Genomic DNA, 19,183 nt, shown 5'->3' on the forward strand with positions numbered 1-19,183 from the left:
GTGCTCGAAACAAGCCTGACTGAATAGGACAGAGATCATGGATTCTCAGACGACCTTCACCTCTCCTTACCAGAAACGCGTTGAACTGGTTAAGCAAGCGCTGATGTCTGCGTCATCGCTCGACAGTGATACCGCCGGCGAGCTTGCGGTTGAAGTTCTACGTGCCTTGAACTCAATTCCCGAAAAGGTGCGCTAGCGAGAGTATCTCGGTGATCCTCCGGTGTGCGGGCGATGCATCCCTTGATGCACCACCCTGATCGCGGATTTCAACCCCTGCCTGCGGGCCGTACTTGCCTGGCCGTCGGCCGAACCCGACCCGAATTCGGCGAACATCCGCTCGCTTCGGGTCTCTGGCGCGTCATCGGGGGTGTCGCGTAGATACTTGTCGGGCAGTGAGAGCTTAGCGATGGTACGCCACGTCCTGGCGTATTGCATCAGGAATGATCCTGTGGTGTAAGGCAAGTCGTACTTGTCGCATATGTCATTGACCCGGATGGCGATCTCGTGGAGCCGGTTACTTGGCAGATCGGGATACAGATGGTGTTCGATTTGGTGGCAGAGGTTGCCGCTCATGAACCGCAGCGCTGGTCCCGCGTTGAAGTTCGCGGCGCCGAGCAACTGGCGCAGGTACCACTGCCCTCTATGCTCACCGGCCATGTCGGTCTTGGTGAATTTCTCTGCGCCATCGGGAAAGTGGCCGCAGAAGATCACAGCGTTGGCCCAGACATTGCGGATCACGTTAGCGATAGCGTTGGCCGACAAGGTCGAGTTATAGGTCGCGGCGGGCGACAGTGAGGTCAGCGCCGGGAACGCTAGGTAGTCCTTGAATACCTGTCGGCCGGCCTTGATCCGGAACTCGCGGATCTGCTCAAGGGCGATCTTGCGGTTCGACTGGCCTGTGAAGAACTTCTCAAGTTCCAAGGATTGCAGGCCGATTCCCCACTCGAACCCTATCGCCAGGACAGCGTTGACAAAGAGATTGCCGAGGTGCAGCGGTGACCAGCGCTGGTCGCGGGTAACCCGCAGTACTCCGTAGCCCACGTCGTCGTCAACGCCGAGGATGTTGGTGTACTTGTGATGCATGACGTTGTGAGTCAGTCGCCAGTGCTTGGACACCGCGCTCATGTCCCACTCCCATGTTGAGGAGTGGATCTCGGGATCATTCATCCAATCCCATTGGCCGTGCATGACGTTGTGGCCGATCTCCATGTTCTCGATGATTTTGGCGGCGCCGAGCGTCGCCGTGCCAGCCCACCACGCCGAACGATGCGAGCTGGCCGTCAGCAAGACTCGGCCGGCCACCTCAAGTCCGCGCTGCGCGGTAATGGCGCAACGGATGTAGCGAGCGTCCCGATGACCGCGGGACTCTTCAACGTCGAGGCGGATCGCGTCCAGTTCAACGGCCAGGCTTTCGATATCGGCATTGGTCAGGTGGGCGAACGCCGGAACGTCGGTAATCGCCATAGTTCCCTTGCTTTCTGCCGAACCACTGCGCCCATGTGCACCTCCCGGCCCACGTCATCGACCGAAGTGCCGGTTACGTCCTCGGTGCGGGTTGGCGGACTGTTACAGGTTCTGCGCTTCTTTGGGGACGCGCTGAGAGGTTCATCCTCCTGCAGTGGTACCGCGTCTAGCTTTTCTGCTCGGTCTTGCCGCTGGTTGACGTGATCTTGGGTGGTGGTGACGTGGCTATGGATGGTCCCGGTCTTGTTGTGCTGCTGCGTTCGCATCCTTTGGGCCTGCCATGCCATCGCGATAGAGAGCACGAACAGCCCAACCGAGACGACGGCGATAGCAATGGAGATAGTGCTCATGTGGTGTTTCCTTGGATAGGTCGTTCATGGTCATTGATGTGAACGACTCTTCAACAGCCCTTGACTAGCTGCGTTCGCGCACGCCGTGGGTTAGTAGTAGTGGCGCCGGCCGCCAAGTGCGTGTCCTGTCCGTCTCGCGACCATCAAGACCACGCCGGAGCCTGCTGCAGCTTGGGCTTGTAGGTGATCTTCTTGCCGATGCTCATGTGGAGATTCCCTCGTTTGGGTGATCGCGAGCCGCGATGACGGCGCACATGGGTCGCTGGGTGCGTCGTTTCGCAGGGATCATCATGATTTTCAATCACTTCGGTGGCCGAAGGGTAGTCATGGCAGACCTCTGGCGTGCCTACGATCGTCGGAAGTGTTGGGTTGCGGAGCGAACGCTCCCGGAACTCCGTGGCGGACGGCGAAATTCTTCCCAGACCAGCTGAAGTACCCAGCTATCTGTGATGTTACGCCACCTTGGCCCTTCTACACATAGGTGGATCCTGCCGACGAAGTGTTCGAATGCTGCGGTGGGCGCGTTCCCACGTTTGCGTCCGGCCGGCGTTTCAAGGCCGAATTTGTCGGTAGCGCTAGGTAAGTTGACGCTGTGGACGCAACGATTTACCACAATCCCAGGTGCACGAAGTCCCGACAGGCGCTGACACGTCTCGAGGAGGCGGGCGCCACCGTGACCATCGTGAAGTACCTCGATGATGTACTCACCAAGGCGCAGCTGAAAAAGCTGATCAAGGATGCGGATCTCACTGTGCGTGAGGCGGTGCGCACCGGTGAGGCCGAATACAAGGAACTCGGCCTTGCGGACGCCTCCGACGACGCACTTCTTGACGCCATGGTTGCGCACCCCCGGTTGATTCAGCGTCCGTTCGTGGTGACCGCCAAGGGCACTCGCATGGCACGCCCGACCGAGGCCGTCGACGAAATTCTCTAGACCGGATGTCCTGATTCCGAGCACATCTGGCACGCAACGACCGGTTCGATGAATTGGCTGTTGGCACGATGGCCCATATGACTCCAGAATCTGCCAACGGCAGTCTCACGGGTGCACTGCGGGGCCTGGCCATCGGAAGGATCGTGTTGGGCGTCGTCTCCTTGGCTGCGCCCAACGTGCTCGCCAAGGCCAGCCGCGTCTCCGTGACACCCGAACTGGTCTACATGACAAGGATATTCGGTGTTCGCGCGGTTGCTCTCGGTCTCGGCTACCTGACCTCGCCCACCTCTGAGCAATTCCGGTGGCAGCGGCTCGCGCTGATGGTCGATGTCACCGACACCGTGCACGGCACCGCGCATCTGATCCGAGGCGACATTCCTCGCGTCAGTGCTGCCGCGTTGGTAGTGCTGACCGGCGGTTACATGAGCGTCGGTGCCACTCGTCTAGCCAAGGATCTGGCGCGGGTCTAGCGGCGCATGGCATCCCGTCTGCCTACCACCGCGGCGGCTGTCACCCCGGCGGCGACGCCGATCACGGTGTCCAGGCCGCGGTACAGGATCAGGGTGAACGGATCTGCGGGGTCGGCTAATTCGGTCATCAGCATCACCAGCGGAGTGAAGAAGCCAACCGCCAGCGCGTAGTGGCGAGCCATAAACAGCTCGGTGGGGAACAGGAGCGCAATCACCAGTGCGCCTGCCGCGACAGCCGGAAGGCCCAGCGTCATAAGCACTCCGGTGAGTATCAGGCCCGCTACAGTTCCTGCGGTCCGGTGGGCTGCCCGTGCCAGCACTCCCTGAAGTGCTCGATCTGACGGCCGTTCGACGTCGATCGCGGACAGTGGTACGGCAGCGGCGGCCATCGCCCAGTTGGCGTGATCGAAGCCCAGCAGCAGTCCGGTCCCGCCCGCTGCGGCGACCGCCAGCGCGTAGCGCAGCGCATGCATGCCGACATCGGGCGGGAGGCGACGACGCTTCACACGCGGCGTCGGGGTCTCGCCCGATGATCCGATGAGACCGATCAGAATCGACAGCAATGCCGTCGACAGGCACAGTCCGATGGCGCCCAGCGGGGCGATCAGACCCGCTGGCACGGTGGCCGTGGCGCCTGTGGCGAAGAGGAAGAAGAAGGGCCCCGTCGGCCGTAGGCGTAACGCGTCGGCCACCACCGATCCGGCCAGCGCGAATGTCACCTCAACCGCGACCAGCATCCAGGTTCTGGCATGCAGCGACGAAAGCATCACGCCGAGTGCGACTCCCACGCAGAGGAGAGTCCCCGCCTGGATCTGGTGACGTGCTCGGCGCCAGCCGGATTCGGCGCGGCCGTAGATTCCGGTAAAAGAACCGAAGACGATGTACACCAGTAACTCGGGCCGCCCGAAGACCAGCAGCACCACCCCGGGGAGAGCCAAACCTGCGCCTACCCGGAGTGCGTGCCGGTGATCGTGGCGATCCGGACGGGTGTGCTCCCAAGCCTTGGTGGTGATGATGGCAACCAGTGTGTGAGTTCAGCACTGGACCTGTCCAAGAGACATTGCCGCTGAGCCGATAGGCGGTACCGATCGCTGGTGGTAGAACGAGTTATGCAGTTCCGTCAGCTTGAATATTTCGTGGCGCTGGCGCGGGAACGACACTTCGCCCGCGCTGCGTCGGCGTGCTATGTATCCCAGCCGGCGCTATCGGAGGCAATCCGAAAGCTCGAGCACGAGCTGGGTGTCCCGCTGATCCTGCGGGGGTCGAACTTTGAGGGCTTGACTCCGGAGGGAGAGCGCCTGGTCCTTTGGGCACGAAGGATTCTCGCGGACCGTGACGCGCTGGAGCATGAGGTGACGGCCTTGCGCAGCGGACTCACCGGTGAGCTGCGGTTGGGTGTGGTGCCCGGGGCAGCCACCCGTGTGGCGCTGATGGCCGATGCTTTCTGTGCTGAACATCCGCTGGTGCGGGTACGGATCGAGTCCAGCCTGCGCTCCGCGGAGATCTTGGACCGCATCCGCCGGTTCGAACTCGACGCGGGTGTGGTCTACGACGACGGGTTGCAGACCGAAGGGCTCGAGCTAACCCGGCTTTACGAGGAGCGCTATGTGCTGGTGGCGGGCGAGGGGTTGCTGCGTGACGCTCCCGATCCGATCGACTGGTCGGAAGCGCTTAGTCTACCGATGTGCTTGTTGCACAAGGGTATGCGCGACCGCGATCGCATCGATGAGGCTGCTGCCGAGCATGGACTCGCTGTATCGCCTCGCCTGGAGGCTGATTCCGTCGCGACACTGCTGGCCCTCGTCGGGACCGGCCGCTGGGCGGCCATCGTCGCACGGACCTGGTTCGCCACCGTACCTGCGCCGGCAGGTGCGCGAGTCGTGGAGCTGCAGGCACCGCGGCTTGGCTCGCCGGTCGCGCTGGTGCGTACTGCGGGTGAGCCCGCGTCTCTCTTGGCGCGCGCACTGGCGCAGACGGCGGCACCGCTCGACCAGCCCTGATCGGCTCTGCCTATTGGGCGGTCGGAACTTGGTCTTGGACACCTCGCCACAGCGCGCCGGACACTGAAGATGCGTCGAAATGAACGCGTCGGATGACTGGAAAGCCATCTGCATCAGGAGAACTGGCGGCCATACGACCGCCGTGGAGGAGTGGTCATGGCGAAGATCTTGTGTGTGCTCTACCCCGACCCGGTGACGGGTTACTCGCCCGTGTACGCCCGGGATTCGATCCCGGTCATCGGCGGCTATCCCGATGGGCAGAGCCTGCCTACCCCGTCGGCCATCGACTTCACCCCGGGCGAGCTGCTGGGATGCGTGTCCGGGGAACTTGGCCTGCGGCGTTACCTGGAGGCGCAGGGGCACGAGCTAGTGGTTACCTCCGACAAGGATGGGCCCGACTCGGTTTTTGAGAAGGAGCTGCCCGACGCCGATGTGGTCATCTCTCAGCCCTTCTGGCCCGCATATCTCAGTGCGGAGCGAATTGCCAAGGCGCCCAAGCTGAAGCTGGCATTGACGGCGGGTATCGGCTCGGACCATGTTGACCTGGATGCGGCGATCAAGGCGGGTATCACCGTCGCCGAGGTGACGTACTGCAACAGCATCAGTGTGGCTGAGCATGCCGTCATGCAGATCCTGGCACTGGTGCGCAATTACCTTCCGTCGCACCAGTGGGTGGTCGACGGCGGCTGGAACATCGCCGACAGCGTTGAACGCGCCTACGACCTTGAGGGATTCGATGTCGGCATCATCGCGGCAGGGCGCATCGGGCAGGCAGTAATGCGTCGGCTCAAGCCATTTGACGTGCGGCTGCACTACTTCGACACTCGTCGATTGCCTGCCGAGGTGGAGCAGGAGCTGGGGCTCACCTATCACCCAGACGTGCACTCCCTGGTCAGCTCTGTGGACATCGTCGACATCCATGCCCCGCTGCACCCGCAGACCTATCACCTGTTCGACGCAAACCTGATCAATTCCATGCGGCGCGGTTCGTACATCGTGAACACCGCACGTGCCGAGATCACGGTTCGTGATGCGGTGGTCGATGCATTGCGTAGCGGACAGCTGGCCGGTTACGCCGGCGACGTCTGGTACCCGCAGCCGCCTGCCCCCGATCATCCGTGGCGCACCATGCCCCATGAGGCGATGACGCCGCATGTCTCCGGCACCACGCTGTCGGCGCAGGCCAGGTATGCGGCCGGAACCCGGGAAATCCTCGAAGACTTCTTCGAGCGCCGGCCCATCCGTGACGAATACCTGATCGTCGAGGGCGGCCAGCTGGCCGGAACCGGAGCCAAGTCCTACACCGCGGATGGCTCGGCCAGCCCCGGCGCCGGCACCTAGCCGACGCGTGGGCCGCTGTCGGGGACGGATTTCCTGACAGCGGCCCGCGTTCGCATGCACTCCAACACCGACTGGCATGGATCCTGCGGGATCTGGCACCGATTGGCAGTGTCAGGGCCGCGTCATCCTGGCAGCATCGCCTCCATGAGTCACAACGCGTCACTGCGCAAAGCGGCAGCCGGTTTTTATGCGGGAATCGGCATCTTCGCCCTCGTGAAACCCGCACTGGTGCCGCAGATGTTCGGCGGCGACGCACCGACCAGTGAATCGCGTACCGAGGTCCGTGCCGTGTACGGAGGGATCCCCCTGGCCTTCGCGCTGGCTCTGGCGCAGGCCGGTGATGATGGCCCGCGATCAGCGGGTCTTCGTGCCGCGGTTCGTTACGCCAGCTATGGCATGGGGCTGACGCGGTTGTTGTCCGGCGGGTTCGAACGGCGAGTGCAGCCCTGGCCCACAGGGTTTTTCGCCGCGCTGGAAATCGCTGCGGGCGCGGCACTCACCGAGCGGCCCAATTCCTGATGCGACGTGGGGCCATGGCGCAACCCGGGCCGATTTACGAACCTAGTACCCGTGTAAACAAAGAACTGACTCGCGAGTAAGCTCGCGGCCATGACCGCACCTGATCAGCGTCGCGCCGTCATCGTCGCGGGCGCGCGCACTCCCTTCGTCCGTGCTTTCGGTGACTTCACCCGCATCGACACCATTGCATTGGCCGACGAGGCCGTGCGTGGTCTGCTCGACAACACCAAGATCTCCTCGAACGAGATTGAGGCCATCGTCTGGGGCGGGGTGATCCTGCCGGCGGGTGCGCCGAACATCGCTCGTGAGATCGCACTTGATCTCAAGCTTGGGCACGGCGTCGAGGGACACACCGTCACCCGTGCGTGTGCCTCCGGCCTGCAGGCCATCACCACGGCGGCCGCCGCGATCGAGCGCGGTGAGTACGACGTGATGATTGCCGGCGGTTCCGACTCCACATCCAATGCCGGAGTCAACTTGCCGCAGAAGCTCATTCACGCGGCCGCCCCGCTGGCGCTGGGTAAGCCCAAGCCAAAGGACTACCTCGACGCCGCTCTGAGCCTGGCGCCGTTCACCGGACTGCTGCCGCGGCGACCCAAGATCGAAGAGCGGACCACTGGTGAGGTGATGGGGGAGTCCGCCGACAAGATGGCCAAGATCCACGGCATTACCCGCGAGGCACAGGACGAGTTCGCGGTGCGCTCGCACCATCGCGCAGCTGCCGCCATCAAGTCGGGACGCTTCGACCGTGAGGTAGTGCCCGTCAATGGCGTCACCCGCGACGGCCTGGTCCGCGAAAACACCAGCGTCGAGAAACTCGCAACGCTCAAACCGGTGTTCAATCGCGACGGCACGGTGACCGCGGGTAACGCCAGTCCGCTGACCGACGGCGCTGCCGCAGTGCTGCTGATGAGCGAGGAGAAGGCGCGGGCACTGGGCCTGCAGCCGCTGGCCGCCATCCGGTCCTGGAGCTATGTCAGCGTCGACCCGGCCGACGAGGTACTCATCGGGCCCGCCATCTCCATGCCGCGAGCACTGGAGAAGGCAGGGTTGACTCTTGCCGACATCGACTATGTCGACATCCACGAAGCCTTTGCCGCGCAGACTCTTTCGGTGCTGGAGGCCCTCGGTTCCAAGAAATGGGCGGCCGACCGGCTCGGGCGCGCCGAGGCCGTGGGCACACCCGATATCGACAAGGTGAATGTGCACGGCGGCTCGGTATCGATCGGCCACCCGTTCGGTGCCACCGGCGCCCGCATGGTTACCACCATGGCCAACGAGCTCGCGCTCAGCGGGAAGAGCACGGCGCTGTTGGGCATTTGCGCGGCCGGTGGCCACGGCGCCAGCGCCGTACTTGAACGCGTGGAGTAATCCTCCTAAGACGGAAAATGCCCGCCTACAAGCGTTGTCGCTCGTAGGCGGGCATCACCCATTGCGTTCTAGCCGCCGTACCCGGGCTTCAGGATCGGGGCGATGGCGCCAATTGGGATATGCGCTTCCACGGTGCCGCCATCCATCGAGTACACCCGCTGGCCGGGGGAGTAATCGATCGGGTAGTCGTGGGCGACTGGGTAATCCGGCATGTAGATGATCAGCTCGTCCGGTGTCAGCGCCCAGGCCTTGTACGCGCCGGAATACACCTTGTCCGGAGTCCACCGGTCGGGCGTGAACGGATAGGTCTGTGGGGTGTGCCCCGGCGCGGCCCGATCCAGTGCCTCGATGATGAACGGCTCGGCGATCGGCGGAATGGCGTTCAGATCGCCGCCCTTGAGAATATCGGCGAGCACCAGGCGCTTACCGCCGTCGTAGTTGAACGTCCGGTAGGCGTTGTTCACCTGCGGGCCGTTGGCGTGGTAGTCCTCGTGAAACACGATCGATGTGGTGCTGCCGTGGTTGAAGATCTGGAAGTTCTCCTCGCCATAGCTGTCCTGAATCATGTCAGCGCCCTTGGCTTTCCAGTTGTTGTACAAGTTGCGCAGGTACTCACGGATAGCGGGGTTGCTGTCCACCAATTCGGGGATGGCCACCTTGATATCGCGATCTGCCTTACGCGGCGAGGTCACCACGGTGTGGCAGTAGAGCCCGTCGAAATTGCCGCCGAGCTCGCCGCAGAAGGACTGCGCCGACGCTGACGCCAACGGCGCGCTGCTGATCGCCAGCGCGACGGCACACGCCCCGGCAACTCCTCGGACCAAGAGTTGAGAAATCCGCATGATGACCTTTCCTGGCCGACCTAGAGGTACGTCAGGTCGCTTGCGAGCCAGCGACCGTCGATCTTCACCATCGTGATCTTCATTCGATTCTTGTCGACACGTTGATCACGCACATTAACGTTCTTGACGCTCTGATCGACCATCATCAGTATCACGACTTTGTCCGTGGACTTGGACTCGATTGCCGAGTTCACGACTTTGCCCTCTGCTCCCGACTTGTTGTCGATGAGCAGCTGCCGCAATTGGATGCTTGCCTGGGTGAAATCGTCCTTGAACTTGCCGGTGGCTCCGTTGAGGATCTGCCGGAAGTTCTCGTCGATCTTGTCTGACTCGACGCTGGTCAAGACCTCTGTATAGGCGACCGCGACGGCCTGTGCCTGCTCTCCGGCCGCATCGATCTGGTGCTGTCTCCACACCTTCATGCCCACGACACCCGAGAACACCAGAGCCCCGACCAGGATTGCCGCGAAGGCTCCGATCGCGGCATAACGCACCCACGACGACGTTCCGGAAGAATCCGCATCGTCGTCGGCCTTGGGTGCGTCCGAATCAGACTCTTCTGCCGCGTCGACGTCGTTGGCCTCGTCGGTGTCGGTCGGGTCGGTTTCCGCGGAAGTGTCCGCGGCGTCTTTCTCGTCGACCTTGTCCGCCTCGGCGTCGCTTGTGGAATCGACGTCATCTTTGGTCATGGTGACCACGGTAGTAGCTCCTTGAATCTGATTCGCAGGTCAGGTGTCAGTTCGGCGGTTCGATCGGCAGTGTCGGTCCACCATAGGTGGTGGGTACCTGGAAGCGGCCCTTCGGTGTCGGGTCGGCCTTCTTACCCATATCGGCGCCCATGGGAGGTCCGGCGGTGTCGTCCCCAGCAGGTCGCGGCGCATTCTTGGCACCGCGAATCAGGACGGCCGGATCCGTGTCCGCGCAGTAGTTGGCGTAGAGGAACGGCTCGGGGTAGTCGGCGGCCGACAGCGGCAGCCGCGGTGTCGGGTAGTCGCAGACGTAGCGCGGGTACAGATCTGCAGTGGCCCAGATTCCGCCGTCGTGCATGATGCTCATCAGCGCGTCGAACACGGAGGCCCGATAGTTGGGGAACAGGGCGTTGAGGGCAGGAACGCGCAGGTAGAGCAGCCGTGAGGCGGTTGCGAGATTACCCAGCAGGGTCACCATGGTGTCGGAGTTGTCGGCGAACAGGTTGTCGACGGCGCCCAGGGTTTTGGGGGTTTGATCGACGAGGGTGCGGTAGCCGTTTTGCATCTTCTCGATGCCGCGCAGGGTGCGGCCCAGCTCGTTGGCGGTGGCTTGGATGCCCGAGTTCTTGTCGGCGGCCAAGGTGAGCACCACCCGGCTGGTCTTGAGCAGGCTGGTGGTCTCCGGCAGCACCGAATCCAGGGTGCTCAGCAAGAAGGTTCCGCCGTCGATGATCTCGGTGAGCTTGCGCGGGCCTTCCTTGCTCAGGCTCAGTTCCTTCTTGATGAGCTCCAGCTTCTTGGGATCCACCTGCGCCAGCAGACCATCGGCATCGGCCAACAGCTTGGCCAACGTCACCGGCACCTGCGCACCCTCAGAGATCACGGCGCCGTCCTTGAGGAACGGACCCTGATCCGAGACGCCTTCGAAGTTGATGTACTGCTCGCCGGCGGGTGACAGGCCGGTGACGCGCACCTTCGCGGATACGGGAATCTTGTACTTCGACTGGATCTCGGCGACCGCGTCGACACCCTGCGGGGTGATGGCCAACGACTGCACCGTGCCCACCTTGACGCCGCGCAGCGCGACATCCTGGTTGGGCAGCAGACCGCCGGATTCCGGAAGCTGAACCTTGACGCGGTACGTGCCCGAGAACGGGCTGATGCGCAGCGCACCCACCGTGAGGTAGGCGATCGCGACCAACAGCACGGTGGCCAGCGCGATGCCCGAGAGCAGCATTCTCTTGCGATGCCCGGCACGGATGGTGCCGACCAGGCCATTGGCGAGCGCGTTGATCACTGGCCCATCACCTCCGGTCCGGGGGCGGGGTCGGTGGCGGGAACGGGCGCCGGTGCGGTGCCGGGGACGGGGCCAGGAGCGGGCGCCGACGCGGGCTCGGCTTGTCCGGGAGGCGCCGGCACCGGCGCGCCCGGCGGCGGTCCCGGCACGCGCTCGATCACGCCGGGTTCGGTCGGGCTCGGTCGCATCGGGACGTCCTCGCCGTACACGCCCTTGCCCACCACGCGTTCCTGAAGACGCCACAGCGTGTACTTGAAGGAGCCGACCAGCTGAGCCCAGTTGTAGCGCTTGGGGCCGTGCGAACCGATATCGCCCTTGAACCCGGCATCGGGGATCGATCCCAGTACCAATTTGTCGATACTGACGCGTACCGAAATCGCGTTGCTGGGGGTGGATTTGATGAGCGTGGTGATCTGCCGGTTGAGGCCGTTGATATCGATCGTCGGGTCCTGCGCGATGTCATTCCACGACTTGGCAATCGTGTTCGCATCCTTGATGACGCTGTGTCCGCTGGTATCAGTGCCCGCGATCGACGGGAATTTCTGCAGCTGCTTGGTGGTGGCGCCGATCTGAAGCACCAGCTGCGAGAGCTGAGCGGTGTTGGCGGCGAGCGCCTCGGTGGCTGGATCGGCCTCTTTCACGATGTCGGTGAGAGTCTGGTTCTTGGTGTCGAGCTGGTCGGCCAACTGCGAGGTCTGGGTGAGAGCATCAGAGATCTGTGCCGATCGCGTATTCAACGTTCCCAGTAGGCGATTGGAGTCCTTGATCAGATCGCCGAACGCCTGGCCCTGATCGCCGGTTGCCTTACCGAAACCGTTGATGACATTGGTCAGGTTGCGTACCGCGCCCCCGTTGGAAACGAGCGCCGCCGAGCTGAGCACGGATTCCACCGTCGCCGCGGCCATCGTCGAATCGAGGCCGATGGTGTCGCCCTCCTTGAGGATGGGCGAGTCCGAGGTGGCACCGGCCGGGGGGCGAATCGAGACGAAGACGTCGCCGAGCGGTGTCGCGGAACGCAGCTCGGCGGTGCTGCCCTTAGGGAGCCGGACGCCGTGGATGATGCGCAATGTGGTGATCGCGGTGTAGTTACTCACCCGCATGTCGTCGACCTGGCCAACATCCGCGCCGGCCAGCTTCACCTTGGCGTTGTTCGGCAGGTTCAGGATGTTCGAGAACAGGGCGGTCAGATGGTAGCCGCCCGATCCGACGCCGGGGGCGGGCAGCGGGAGATCTCCCAGACCGTTGGTTCCACAGCCGGACAGGACGGTGGCCGCCAGCATCGCTGCCGTGCCCATCGCTGCCAGGCGCTTGCGTGTAGCCATCACTTTTGCCCCATCGCCGCGAGCCCGTCGAGCACATAGGAGAGGCCGAAATCGGGCCCATAGTCCTGCAATGTTCCTGTGCTGCAGCCCAGTTGGCGCAGGCCCATCATGTTGCAGATCTCCTTGGCTGTCTGGCTTTCGAACAGCAGCTTGTCTGTGAGGAATCGTGCGCGCAGCGACCCGTTGTCCTGGTCGATGATGTTGTAGAGGTTCTCCACGGCCAGCGGCGCAAGGTCGAGGGTCTCGGCGAGCTCGCGTTGGTTGTCCGAGACCGTCTTTAGTGCCGTATTGCCGTTGAGGACTGCCGCCTTGATGTGGTCGCGGTTGACTTCCAGGAGGTCGCCGGCCTGCTTCACCAGATCATTGAGCTTGCGCCCGGTGTTGCCGGTGCCGAGCGCCTCGTCGTCGATGATGTTGCTCAGCTGGTGGATGGTGGTGGAGAATTCGCGCAGCTTGCCATCGTTGGCCGCTGCGGCGTCGAACAGTGAGCTGACGTTCTTGATGATGGTCGTCATCTGCTCGCGGGTGGTTACGCCGCCCTCTGAGCTGAGCCGCAACGCTTTTGACAGCTCGTCAAGGCCTGACTTGATCTTGTCGCCGTTTCCGTCGGCGACTCCGGCGGCCGCATTGATGATGTCGCCCACCGGTCCCTGGCCGTTTCCGTCGCCCTTGAGCGATACCGACAATCTGTCGAGCATGCCCAGTACGCGGTCGAATTCCACCGGCGTCTTCGTCTTGTCGAGTCCGATGGTGTCACCGTCCTTGAGTGTCGGCCCACCCCGGTATGGGGGAGACAGCTCGACCTGGCGATCGGTGAGGATCGATGTCGACAGGGTGACGGCCTGCACGTCAACGGGCACCTTGACGTCCTTGTCGACGGTGAACTCCACGTCGACATACCCGGATCGGGGGGTGATCTTCGTGATCTTGCCGACTGGCATGCCCAGTACTGCAACAACATTGGACTCGTACAGTCCGGAAGCGTTGTCGAACTGAGCGGTCAGCGTGATGTGATCCAACTGCGACTTCACGTAGTACGCGCCCGCGCCGACGATCGCGGCGACCACTAACGCGATCGTTGCGATGACGGCGATGGCCTTACCTCTGCCGCTACTCATTTGCAGTCCTTGAAGTACTGGATCATGCCGAATTGCTTTGCGCGACCGCTGATTGCGCACATCCAGGAGTCGACGGCCAGGCCGTTGGGGGCATTGAACTCGATGGCGTTGCCAGTGCCCGTGGCATTGGTTACGCCGCGCAGCGCGACGGGCGCAACCTGCAGAATGCTGCGCAGCAGGTCGTCATGCTGGCCGAGCATGTCGGTGAGCTGATGCAGCGTCTTGAGCATGTCGTCGAGCTGCGGCCGGTTCCTGATGACGATCTTGCTGAGCTGCTCGACCAGGTTGGTGAGCGACTGCATCATCGCGTGGAAAGTGCCACGACGCACCACGAATTCGCCGATCAGGCTCTGCCCCTGATTGATCAGGGTTCCCACGCCCTGCTGCTGACGGTGCAGCGTGTTGGTGACCTTTTCGGTGCTCTTGAGCAGCGTGCCCAACTGGTCTCGTCGTTCGGCGATGATTCCCGACAGTGTCTGGATGTTCTGCATGGCCTGGGGGACCACCTCGGGCAGCCCGTCGAGCTGTTTACCCAGAATGCTCAACGACTGAGCCACCTTGTCGAAATCGACCTGGTCGAAGGTGTTCGTCACGTCCTTCAGGGTCGCCTGCAAGTCGTAGGGGACCTCCGTGTGGGCGAGGTCGATTGTCTTGTTGGGCAACGACCCCGGTCCTTCCGGGCGCAGGTCCAGGTATCGGGAACCGAGGATCGTGGTCACCCGTATCGCGGCCTTGGTGTCCTTACCCAGCTTCACGTCATCGCTGACCGAGAGCTTGGCCTCGACGTGATCTCCGACCAGCTTCATGCTGGTGACCGTTCCCAGCGGGATGCCCGCCACGGTGATGGGCTGACCGGACCGCAGCGATGCCGCCTGCGCGAACTCGGCGGTGTAGGTGGTGTACCCGAAACCGATTGCCTTGACAAGTAGCATCCCGCCCACGAGTGCGCCGATCACCGCGATCGCGATGAACCCGAGCCAGGTCTTGTTGTAGGTCTCGACCGGCCGGTTCTTGATCTTCTGCCATCTCGTTTGTTCAGCCATTGGCCAGGTTCCTGCATCGCGGGGTGTGCTGGGTGACGTTGCCGGGTGTCGCCGCGTTGACGATGATCGGCACCACGTCGTTGAGGCCCGGGAAGAAGCCGGTGATGTTCAGATCGCAGATGTAAGCGTTGCCGTAGGCGCCGTCACCGGTGATACGGGCCAAGCCCTTGAGCAGCAGCGGTAGGTTGCCGCCGAGGAAGGCCAGCTTCGGCTCGATCTGCACCATGTGCTTGGCGAAACCTGGTTGGCGCGTGATGAGTTCATCGAGTGACGGGTAGACCTCGTCGGTGATCTTTGACACCCGCCGCAGGGTCTGTGCCAGTGAGCCCACCGAGTTGACCAGCTCCGGACGGCGGGAGTCGAAATCCGCCACGACCTTCCGGGTGTTCGTGATGGCCTTGTCAAGACTGTCATTCTGCTGCGCCAAGTTTCCCGTCACTGTGCTCAGGCTGGTGATCACATTGCCCAGCACCTGGTCGCGTCCTGCGAAGGTCTTTGTCAGCGTGGAGGTTTGGTCGACCAGCGAGGTGATCGAGGCCTGATCACCCTGCAGGGACTGGATGACGCCCTTGGTGAGATTGTCGGCCTGCTCCGGTGAGAGCGTGCTGAACAGTGGCTCGTATCCGTTGAGCAGCGTGGTGACATCGAAGGAAGGATCGGTGCGCTCCAGCGGAATCGTCGACCCCGCCGCCAGCACGTTGGTGTCACCGGTCTTGCCGAGCGACAGGCCCAGGTACCGCTGACCGACGATGTTCTGATACGTCACGGAGGCAAGGGTGTTGCCGTACAGCTTCTGGTCGTTCTGGACGACGAAGTCGACCTTGGCCTGGTTGTTGTTGACCAGCTCGATCTTCTCCACACGTCCCACGCGTACACCGGCCATGCGGACGTCATCACCGTCTCGCAACCCGTACACATCGGTGAAGACCGCCGAGTACGCCGTGGTCCCGCCCGCCACATCACGGCGCAACGTGGCATACACCAGCCACGTCAGCACCATCGCGACCGCCATGAAGACGACCAGCGCGATCAACGGACCACGGAACTTCATTGGGATCCTTCCTTCGCGAGCGAGACCGTGGTGCCCCGCACGACCGGGCCGAGCAGCAGCTGTGTGGAGGAGCTAGCAGGCTTATCGGTGATGACACTGAGCTGAGTGCGTTCCACCGCGCTACCTACCGGGCCCACCGTCCCGCCGAACGATGCCGGTGCGATCGGTGCGCCGCCACCGTCCCGTGCGCCGGGAGCAACCGGTGCGGCCGGCAGCGGGGGAGGTGGTGGTGGCGGCGGCTCCAGGAGATCGGGATCCGCGGTCCCGGGGACGCGCGGCACCGGCACCGCCTGCCACGGTGGCAGTGGGGGGTTCGGGTCGGTCAGGTTCGGGCCGCCGGGCGGCACCACGTACGGCGGGCCGACCGCGATCAGATTTCCGTTGGGGCCCACTACAGTTCCGCGTGGTGGCTGCAGGTCCGGCGGCACCTTGTAGTTCTGGGGAAGCAGTTCTTCCGGCAGGTCTGGACGCACCACGAGCTCGGGTGCGGTGAAGCAGCTGGGACCCTTGAGCTCGCCATAGCGTGGGCAGTCGGCTCGCGTGTAGCTGTATCCGGGAGTCAGCGAGAGGTTCACCCGCATGTTGCCGGTATCCACGTCGGACAGCCAGGGATTCTCGAACCATTTCTGATTCATCTGGTTGATCTTCTGGAAGATCATCTGGAACTTGCCCGCGTTGTTCGAGAACGTGCCGAGGACGGGCGTCAGTTCTGTGGTGATGCCGATCAGCTGATCGGTGTGATTGTCGAAGGCCTGCCGGGTGGTGCCCACCGTCGTGAGGCCGCCGTTGATCAGGCTGGTCAGCTGTTCGCGTTTTTCGACAAATGTCTGCATCGGTTTGACGGCCTGGTGCAGCGAGTCGAGCAGTTCGGGTGCGGTCTGCTTGAGCCCCTCGGTCGCGTCGAGCAGAGCCTTGACCGTGGACGGGCCGGTGTCGGTCACCACGATGTCGTTGAGCTGGGCGATGAGGCGGTTCAGCTGCGCACCGCCGGTAAGGAGCTTGACGCGGCGGTTGTCGGTCGCGGCTCCCAGCGCGGCCAGGATGCCGGTGGAGTGGTCGTCGCGGCCGCGACCGGTCGCGGTGAGGACATCGCGCAGCTTGCTCACCGTTGTCTGGAACAGAACGGTCGGCAGCTGGGTGTCCTCGGCGATGTGTGCGCCCGCGCGGATCGGAGCACCCTGCCCCCGGTCCACCAGCTGCACCGAGGACACCGCGAAGACGTTGCTGGGGACAACGCGAGCGGTGGCGGTGCTGGGGATGGACTTGGCGTATTGCGGCTTGAGGTTGATGTGCACGAAGTTGGGCTGGCCGTTGGCGGCGGGTGTGACCCCATCGACCTCGCCAACCAGAACACCGTGGTACTTCACGTCGGATTTCTGGGGCAGCCCGTCACCGACGTTGTTGAGATCGGCAACCACACGGACGAAGTCGTTGAGACGCCCCGTGGACTTCAGCATCATCACGCCGGTGACCAGTGCGGCCACCACGATCATCGCGACGCCGGTGCCCAGCAGGAGCTTCTCGGATGGTCCACGGCCGTCCGTCTCAAAGGAATTCGCCGCCATCTAGCCACCCAACCTCGCACCTGCGTCGACGCTCCAGAGCGCCATGGTGAGCAGCATGTTGACGATGATCACGAGTGTGATGGCAGCGCGCATGGCATGCCCCGCAGCTACGCCCACGCCTTCGGGGCCGCCGCTGGCGTAGAAGCCGTAGTAGCACTGGATGGTCGAGGCGAGCCACACGAAGATGATCGCCTTGATGACCGAGTAGAAGATGTCGATGCCACTCACGCCGATACCGAAGTAGTGCAGGTACGAACCGATGGATCCACCGCTCATGATCCCCACCATGATCTGGCAGGACAGGTAGCTGACGGCAAGGCACGCGACGTACAGGGGAATGGTGACCACGGTGGCCGCCATCAGCCGGGTGGTCACCAGGTAGGGGATGGGCCGGATCGCGATGGAGTCCATGGCATCGATCTCTTCGGAGATGCGCATGGCACCGAGCTGTGCGGTGAAGCGGCAGCCGGCCTGGGTGGCGAAGGCGATCGCGGCCATGATCGGGGCGAGTTCACGGGTGTTCACCAAGGAGGAGATGATGCCGGTGGCCGGGCCCAGCCCCAGCAGGTCCAGGAAGTTGTAGCCCTCGATGGCCACCAGTCCACCGGCGATGATGCCGAGGACGATCATGACGCCCGCGGTACCACCACCGACCACGAGAGACCCGTTGCCCCAGGCGATATCGGACAGATGCCGCAGGAATTCTTTCCAGTAGTGGCGCAGCACAATGGGTACGCCGGCGATCGCGCGGAAGAAGAACGCGACCATGTGACCGAGCCGGGTGATCGGCTTCTGCGCCTTGTTGTAGATGCCGACGAAGGGCCGTGCAATCGGGGGCACATAAGTTGATGCGGTCATGTCACAGCCCCGTCCGCGGGAACATCATGATGTACAGCTGGCTGATGGCGAGGTTGACCGTCATCAGCAGCAGGATCGATTCCACGACGGCCGCATTCACCGAGTTGGCGACACCGATCGGGCCGCCCTTGGTGGACAGACCCTTCTGGCAGGCCACCACTGCCACGATGGCGCCGTAGATAACGGCCTTGATGAGGGCCAGGATCATGTCGCCGGGGGTCGCGAAGGCGGAGAAGGTTGTGACGAAGCTGCCCGGGGCGCCGTTCTGCCAGTAGACATTGAATAGGTAGGCGCCGAGGAATCCGACGAAGCACACGACTCCGGTGAGCGCGATACCGATCATGATGGCGGCGGCGAAGCGGGGGACGACGAGTCGCCGGATCACCGAGACGCCCATGACCTCCATGGCGTCGGTCTCCTCGCGCATGGTGCGCGAGCCGAGGTCGGCGGTGATCGCCGAACCCACGGCCGCGGACATCAGGAGAGCGGCCACGAGTGAGGCAGCCTGCCGGATGATGGCGATGCCACTGGCCGCACCGGCCAGTGATGTCGCACCGACCTGCCCGGCGAGCAGTGCGAACTGGATGGAGAGCGTGACACCGATGGGCAGGGTGACCAGGATGACGGGCACGACGGCGGTGCCGGCCTGGAAGGCGCCCTGCCTGACGAACTCCTGCCACTGGAATTGGCCGGTGAACAGGTCGATGAAGAACCACTGGATGGTGCGGACTCCGAGCATGAACTGCTCGCCGACGGTCTTGAGTGATTCAAGGGGGTGGCGCTTGACGTATCCGGTCGTCCAATCCTGGATCGCCGCAACGCCATCAGTGGTGGCGCGGCGCTCGTCTTGTGTGGTCATCGCAGGTGGCCCGCGCAGACGCAGCTCAGAGTGGTTGCGGCTACGGCAATCAATGCGGCTCCCTGTGTGACCTGGAACACAAATCCCAGC

Annotated in this window: 16 protein-coding genes and 2 pseudogenes; 6 read left to right on the plus strand and 12 right to left on the minus strand. The window is 63.4% G+C overall.

The annotated features are described in order from the left end of the window. Positions 1-37 precede the first annotated feature (37 nt). Entirely contained in the window at positions 38-196 is a 159-nt protein-coding gene (locus RHO23_RS00535; protein ID WP_193606334.1) for a DUF6307 family protein, read from the plus strand. Here the strand turns inward: RHO23_RS00535 and RHO23_RS00540 are convergent. Further along, a complete protein-coding gene (locus RHO23_RS00540; protein ID WP_423488520.1) occupies positions 193-1,464 on the minus strand; it encodes a fatty acid desaturase family protein in 1,272 nt (423 codons plus the stop codon). The two genes, RHO23_RS00535 and RHO23_RS00540, sit on opposite strands and share 4 nt — an antisense overlap. 942 nt (positions 1,465-2,406) lie before the next feature. Between RHO23_RS00540 and arsC the strand changes: the two genes are divergently transcribed. Beyond that, positions 2,407-2,748 carry an arsenate reductase (glutaredoxin) gene (arsC, locus tag RHO23_RS00545; RefSeq protein WP_030094406.1) on the plus strand — a complete coding sequence of 114 codons (342 nt, stop codon included), beginning with the start codon at positions 2,407-2,409 and terminating at the stop codon, positions 2,746-2,748. Positions 2,749-3,026: 278 nt separating this feature from the next. On the opposite strand, the pseudogene RHO23_RS00550 reads toward arsC, so the two are convergent. Further along, positions 3,027-4,156, minus strand: a pseudogene (locus RHO23_RS00550) (FUSC family protein); the annotation flags it as partial. 171 nt (positions 4,157-4,327) lie between these two features. Between RHO23_RS00550 and RHO23_RS00555 the strand changes: the two are divergent. The 4 genes and pseudogenes from RHO23_RS00555 (at position 4,328) to RHO23_RS00570 (ending at position 8,449) form a co-directional block, all read left to right on the plus strand. Next, positions 4,328-5,218 carry a LysR family transcriptional regulator gene (locus tag RHO23_RS00555; RefSeq protein ID WP_423489140.1) on the plus strand — a complete coding sequence of 297 codons (891 nt, stop codon included), beginning with the start codon at positions 4,328-4,330 and terminating at the stop codon, positions 5,216-5,218. A 156-nt stretch (positions 5,219-5,374) separates the two neighbouring features. Further along, positions 5,375-6,559, plus strand: coding sequence for an NAD-dependent formate dehydrogenase (locus tag RHO23_RS00560; RefSeq protein WP_423488521.1), 1,185 nt, complete (start codon positions 5,375-5,377; stop codon positions 6,557-6,559). Between the two features lie 144 nt (positions 6,560-6,703). Beyond that, a pseudogene (locus RHO23_RS00565) lies at positions 6,704-7,158 on the plus strand (DUF4345 family protein). A gap of 10 nt (positions 7,159-7,168) precedes the next feature. Continuing rightward, positions 7,169-8,449: an acetyl-CoA C-acyltransferase gene (locus RHO23_RS00570; protein ID WP_423488522.1), complete on the plus strand. Its 1,281-nt coding sequence runs from the start codon at positions 7,169-7,171 to the stop codon at positions 8,447-8,449. 68 nt (positions 8,450-8,517) lie between these two features. On the opposite strand, the gene RHO23_RS00575 is transcribed toward RHO23_RS00570, so the two are convergent. Genes RHO23_RS00575 through RHO23_RS00620 form a run of 10 tightly spaced genes read right to left on the minus strand, consistent with a single transcriptional unit; the run spans position 8,518 to position 19,093 of the window. After that, a complete protein-coding gene (locus RHO23_RS00575) occupies positions 8,518-9,291 on the minus strand; it encodes a mannan-binding protein (RefSeq protein WP_057966544.1) in 774 nt (257 codons plus the stop codon). Positions 9,292-9,311: 20 nt separating this feature from the next. After that, positions 9,312-9,980 carry a DUF3329 domain-containing protein gene (locus tag RHO23_RS00580; RefSeq protein ID WP_423488523.1) on the minus strand — a complete coding sequence of 223 codons (669 nt, stop codon included), beginning with the start codon at positions 9,978-9,980 and terminating at the stop codon, positions 9,312-9,314. Positions 9,981-10,026: 46 nt separating this feature from the next. After that, the gene (locus tag RHO23_RS00585; protein ID WP_046252672.1) at positions 10,027-11,277 is read right to left on the minus strand and encodes an MlaD family protein; all 1,251 of its coding nucleotides are present in this window, start codon (positions 11,275-11,277) and stop codon (positions 10,027-10,029) included. Continuing rightward, a complete protein-coding gene (locus RHO23_RS00590; protein ID WP_423488524.1) occupies positions 11,274-12,599 on the minus strand; it encodes an MlaD family protein in 1,326 nt (441 codons plus the stop codon). The genes RHO23_RS00585 and RHO23_RS00590 overlap by 4 nt, the downstream gene beginning before the upstream one ends. Further along, complete coding sequence (locus tag RHO23_RS00595; RefSeq protein ID WP_046252674.1) at positions 12,599-13,717, minus strand: MCE family protein; 1,119 nt, start codon at positions 13,715-13,717, stop codon at positions 12,599-12,601. The genes RHO23_RS00590 and RHO23_RS00595 overlap by 1 nt, the downstream gene beginning before the upstream one ends. Beyond that, a complete protein-coding gene (locus RHO23_RS00600) occupies positions 13,714-14,760 on the minus strand; it encodes an MCE family protein (RefSeq protein ID WP_064407925.1) in 1,047 nt (348 codons plus the stop codon). The genes RHO23_RS00595 and RHO23_RS00600 overlap by 4 nt, the downstream gene beginning before the upstream one ends. Next, positions 14,753-15,811: an MlaD family protein gene (locus tag RHO23_RS00605; protein ID WP_046252676.1), complete on the minus strand. Its 1,059-nt coding sequence runs from the start codon at positions 15,809-15,811 to the stop codon at positions 14,753-14,755. Before RHO23_RS00605 ends, RHO23_RS00600 begins: the two co-directional genes overlap by 8 nt. Beyond that, positions 15,808-17,376, minus strand: a complete 1,569-nt coding sequence (locus RHO23_RS00610; protein ID WP_046252677.1) for an MlaD family protein — start codon at positions 17,374-17,376, stop codon at positions 15,808-15,810. Before RHO23_RS00610 ends, RHO23_RS00605 begins: the two co-directional genes overlap by 4 nt. Continuing rightward, positions 17,377-18,234 (minus strand): MlaE family ABC transporter permease, encoded by an 858-nt coding sequence (locus tag RHO23_RS00615; RefSeq protein ID WP_046252678.1) that lies wholly within the window; start codon positions 18,232-18,234, stop codon positions 17,377-17,379. Between the two features lies 1 nt (position 18,235). Then, on the minus strand, positions 18,236-19,093 hold the full coding sequence (locus RHO23_RS00620; RefSeq protein ID WP_046252679.1) for an MlaE family ABC transporter permease: 858 nt from the start codon (positions 19,091-19,093) through the stop codon (positions 18,236-18,238). Positions 19,094-19,183: the final 90 nt, after the last annotated feature.

It is taken from the genome of Mycobacteroides sp. PCS013 (genome assembly GCF_049532645.1).
GTDB lineage: Bacteria > Actinomycetota > Actinomycetes > Mycobacteriales > Mycobacteriaceae > Mycobacterium > Mycobacterium gwanakae.

Coding starts and splice junctions, on each gene's coding strand:
- RHO23_RS00575 (WP_057966544.1), bottom strand. CDS start 9,291: ATGCGGATTTCTCAACTCTTGGTCCGAGGAGTTGCCGGGGCGTGTGCC.
- RHO23_RS00535 (WP_193606334.1), top strand. CDS start 38: ATGGATTCTCAGACGACCTTCACCTCTCCTTACCAGAAACGCGTTGAA.
- RHO23_RS00620 (WP_046252679.1), bottom strand. CDS start 19,093: ATGACCACACAAGACGAGCGCCGCGCCACCACTGATGGCGTTGCGGCG.
- RHO23_RS00540 (WP_423488520.1), bottom strand. CDS start 1,464: ATGGCGATTACCGACGTTCCGGCGTTCGCCCACCTGACCAATGCCGAT.
- RHO23_RS00590 (WP_423488524.1), bottom strand. CDS start 12,599: ATGGCTACACGCAAGCGCCTGGCAGCGATGGGCACGGCAGCGATGCTG.
- RHO23_RS00595 (WP_046252674.1), bottom strand. CDS start 13,717: ATGAGTAGCGGCAGAGGTAAGGCCATCGCCGTCATCGCAACGATCGCG.
- RHO23_RS00580 (WP_423488523.1), bottom strand. CDS start 9,980: ATGACCAAAGATGACGTCGATTCCACAAGCGACGCCGAGGCGGACAAG.
- RHO23_RS00570 (WP_423488522.1), top strand. CDS start 7,169: ATGACCGCACCTGATCAGCGTCGCGCCGTCATCGTCGCGGGCGCGCGC.
- RHO23_RS00600 (WP_064407925.1), bottom strand. CDS start 14,760: ATGGCTGAACAAACGAGATGGCAGAAGATCAAGAACCGGCCGGTCGAG.
- RHO23_RS00555 (WP_423489140.1), top strand. CDS start 4,328: ATGCAGTTCCGTCAGCTTGAATATTTCGTGGCGCTGGCGCGGGAACGA.
- RHO23_RS00605 (WP_046252676.1), bottom strand. CDS start 15,811: ATGAAGTTCCGTGGTCCGTTGATCGCGCTGGTCGTCTTCATGGCGGTC.
- RHO23_RS00560 (WP_423488521.1), top strand. CDS start 5,375: ATGGCGAAGATCTTGTGTGTGCTCTACCCCGACCCGGTGACGGGTTAC.
- RHO23_RS00615 (WP_046252678.1), bottom strand. CDS start 18,234: ATGACCGCATCAACTTATGTGCCCCCGATTGCACGGCCCTTCGTCGGC.
- RHO23_RS00610 (WP_046252677.1), bottom strand. CDS start 17,376: ATGGCGGCGAATTCCTTTGAGACGGACGGCCGTGGACCATCCGAGAAG.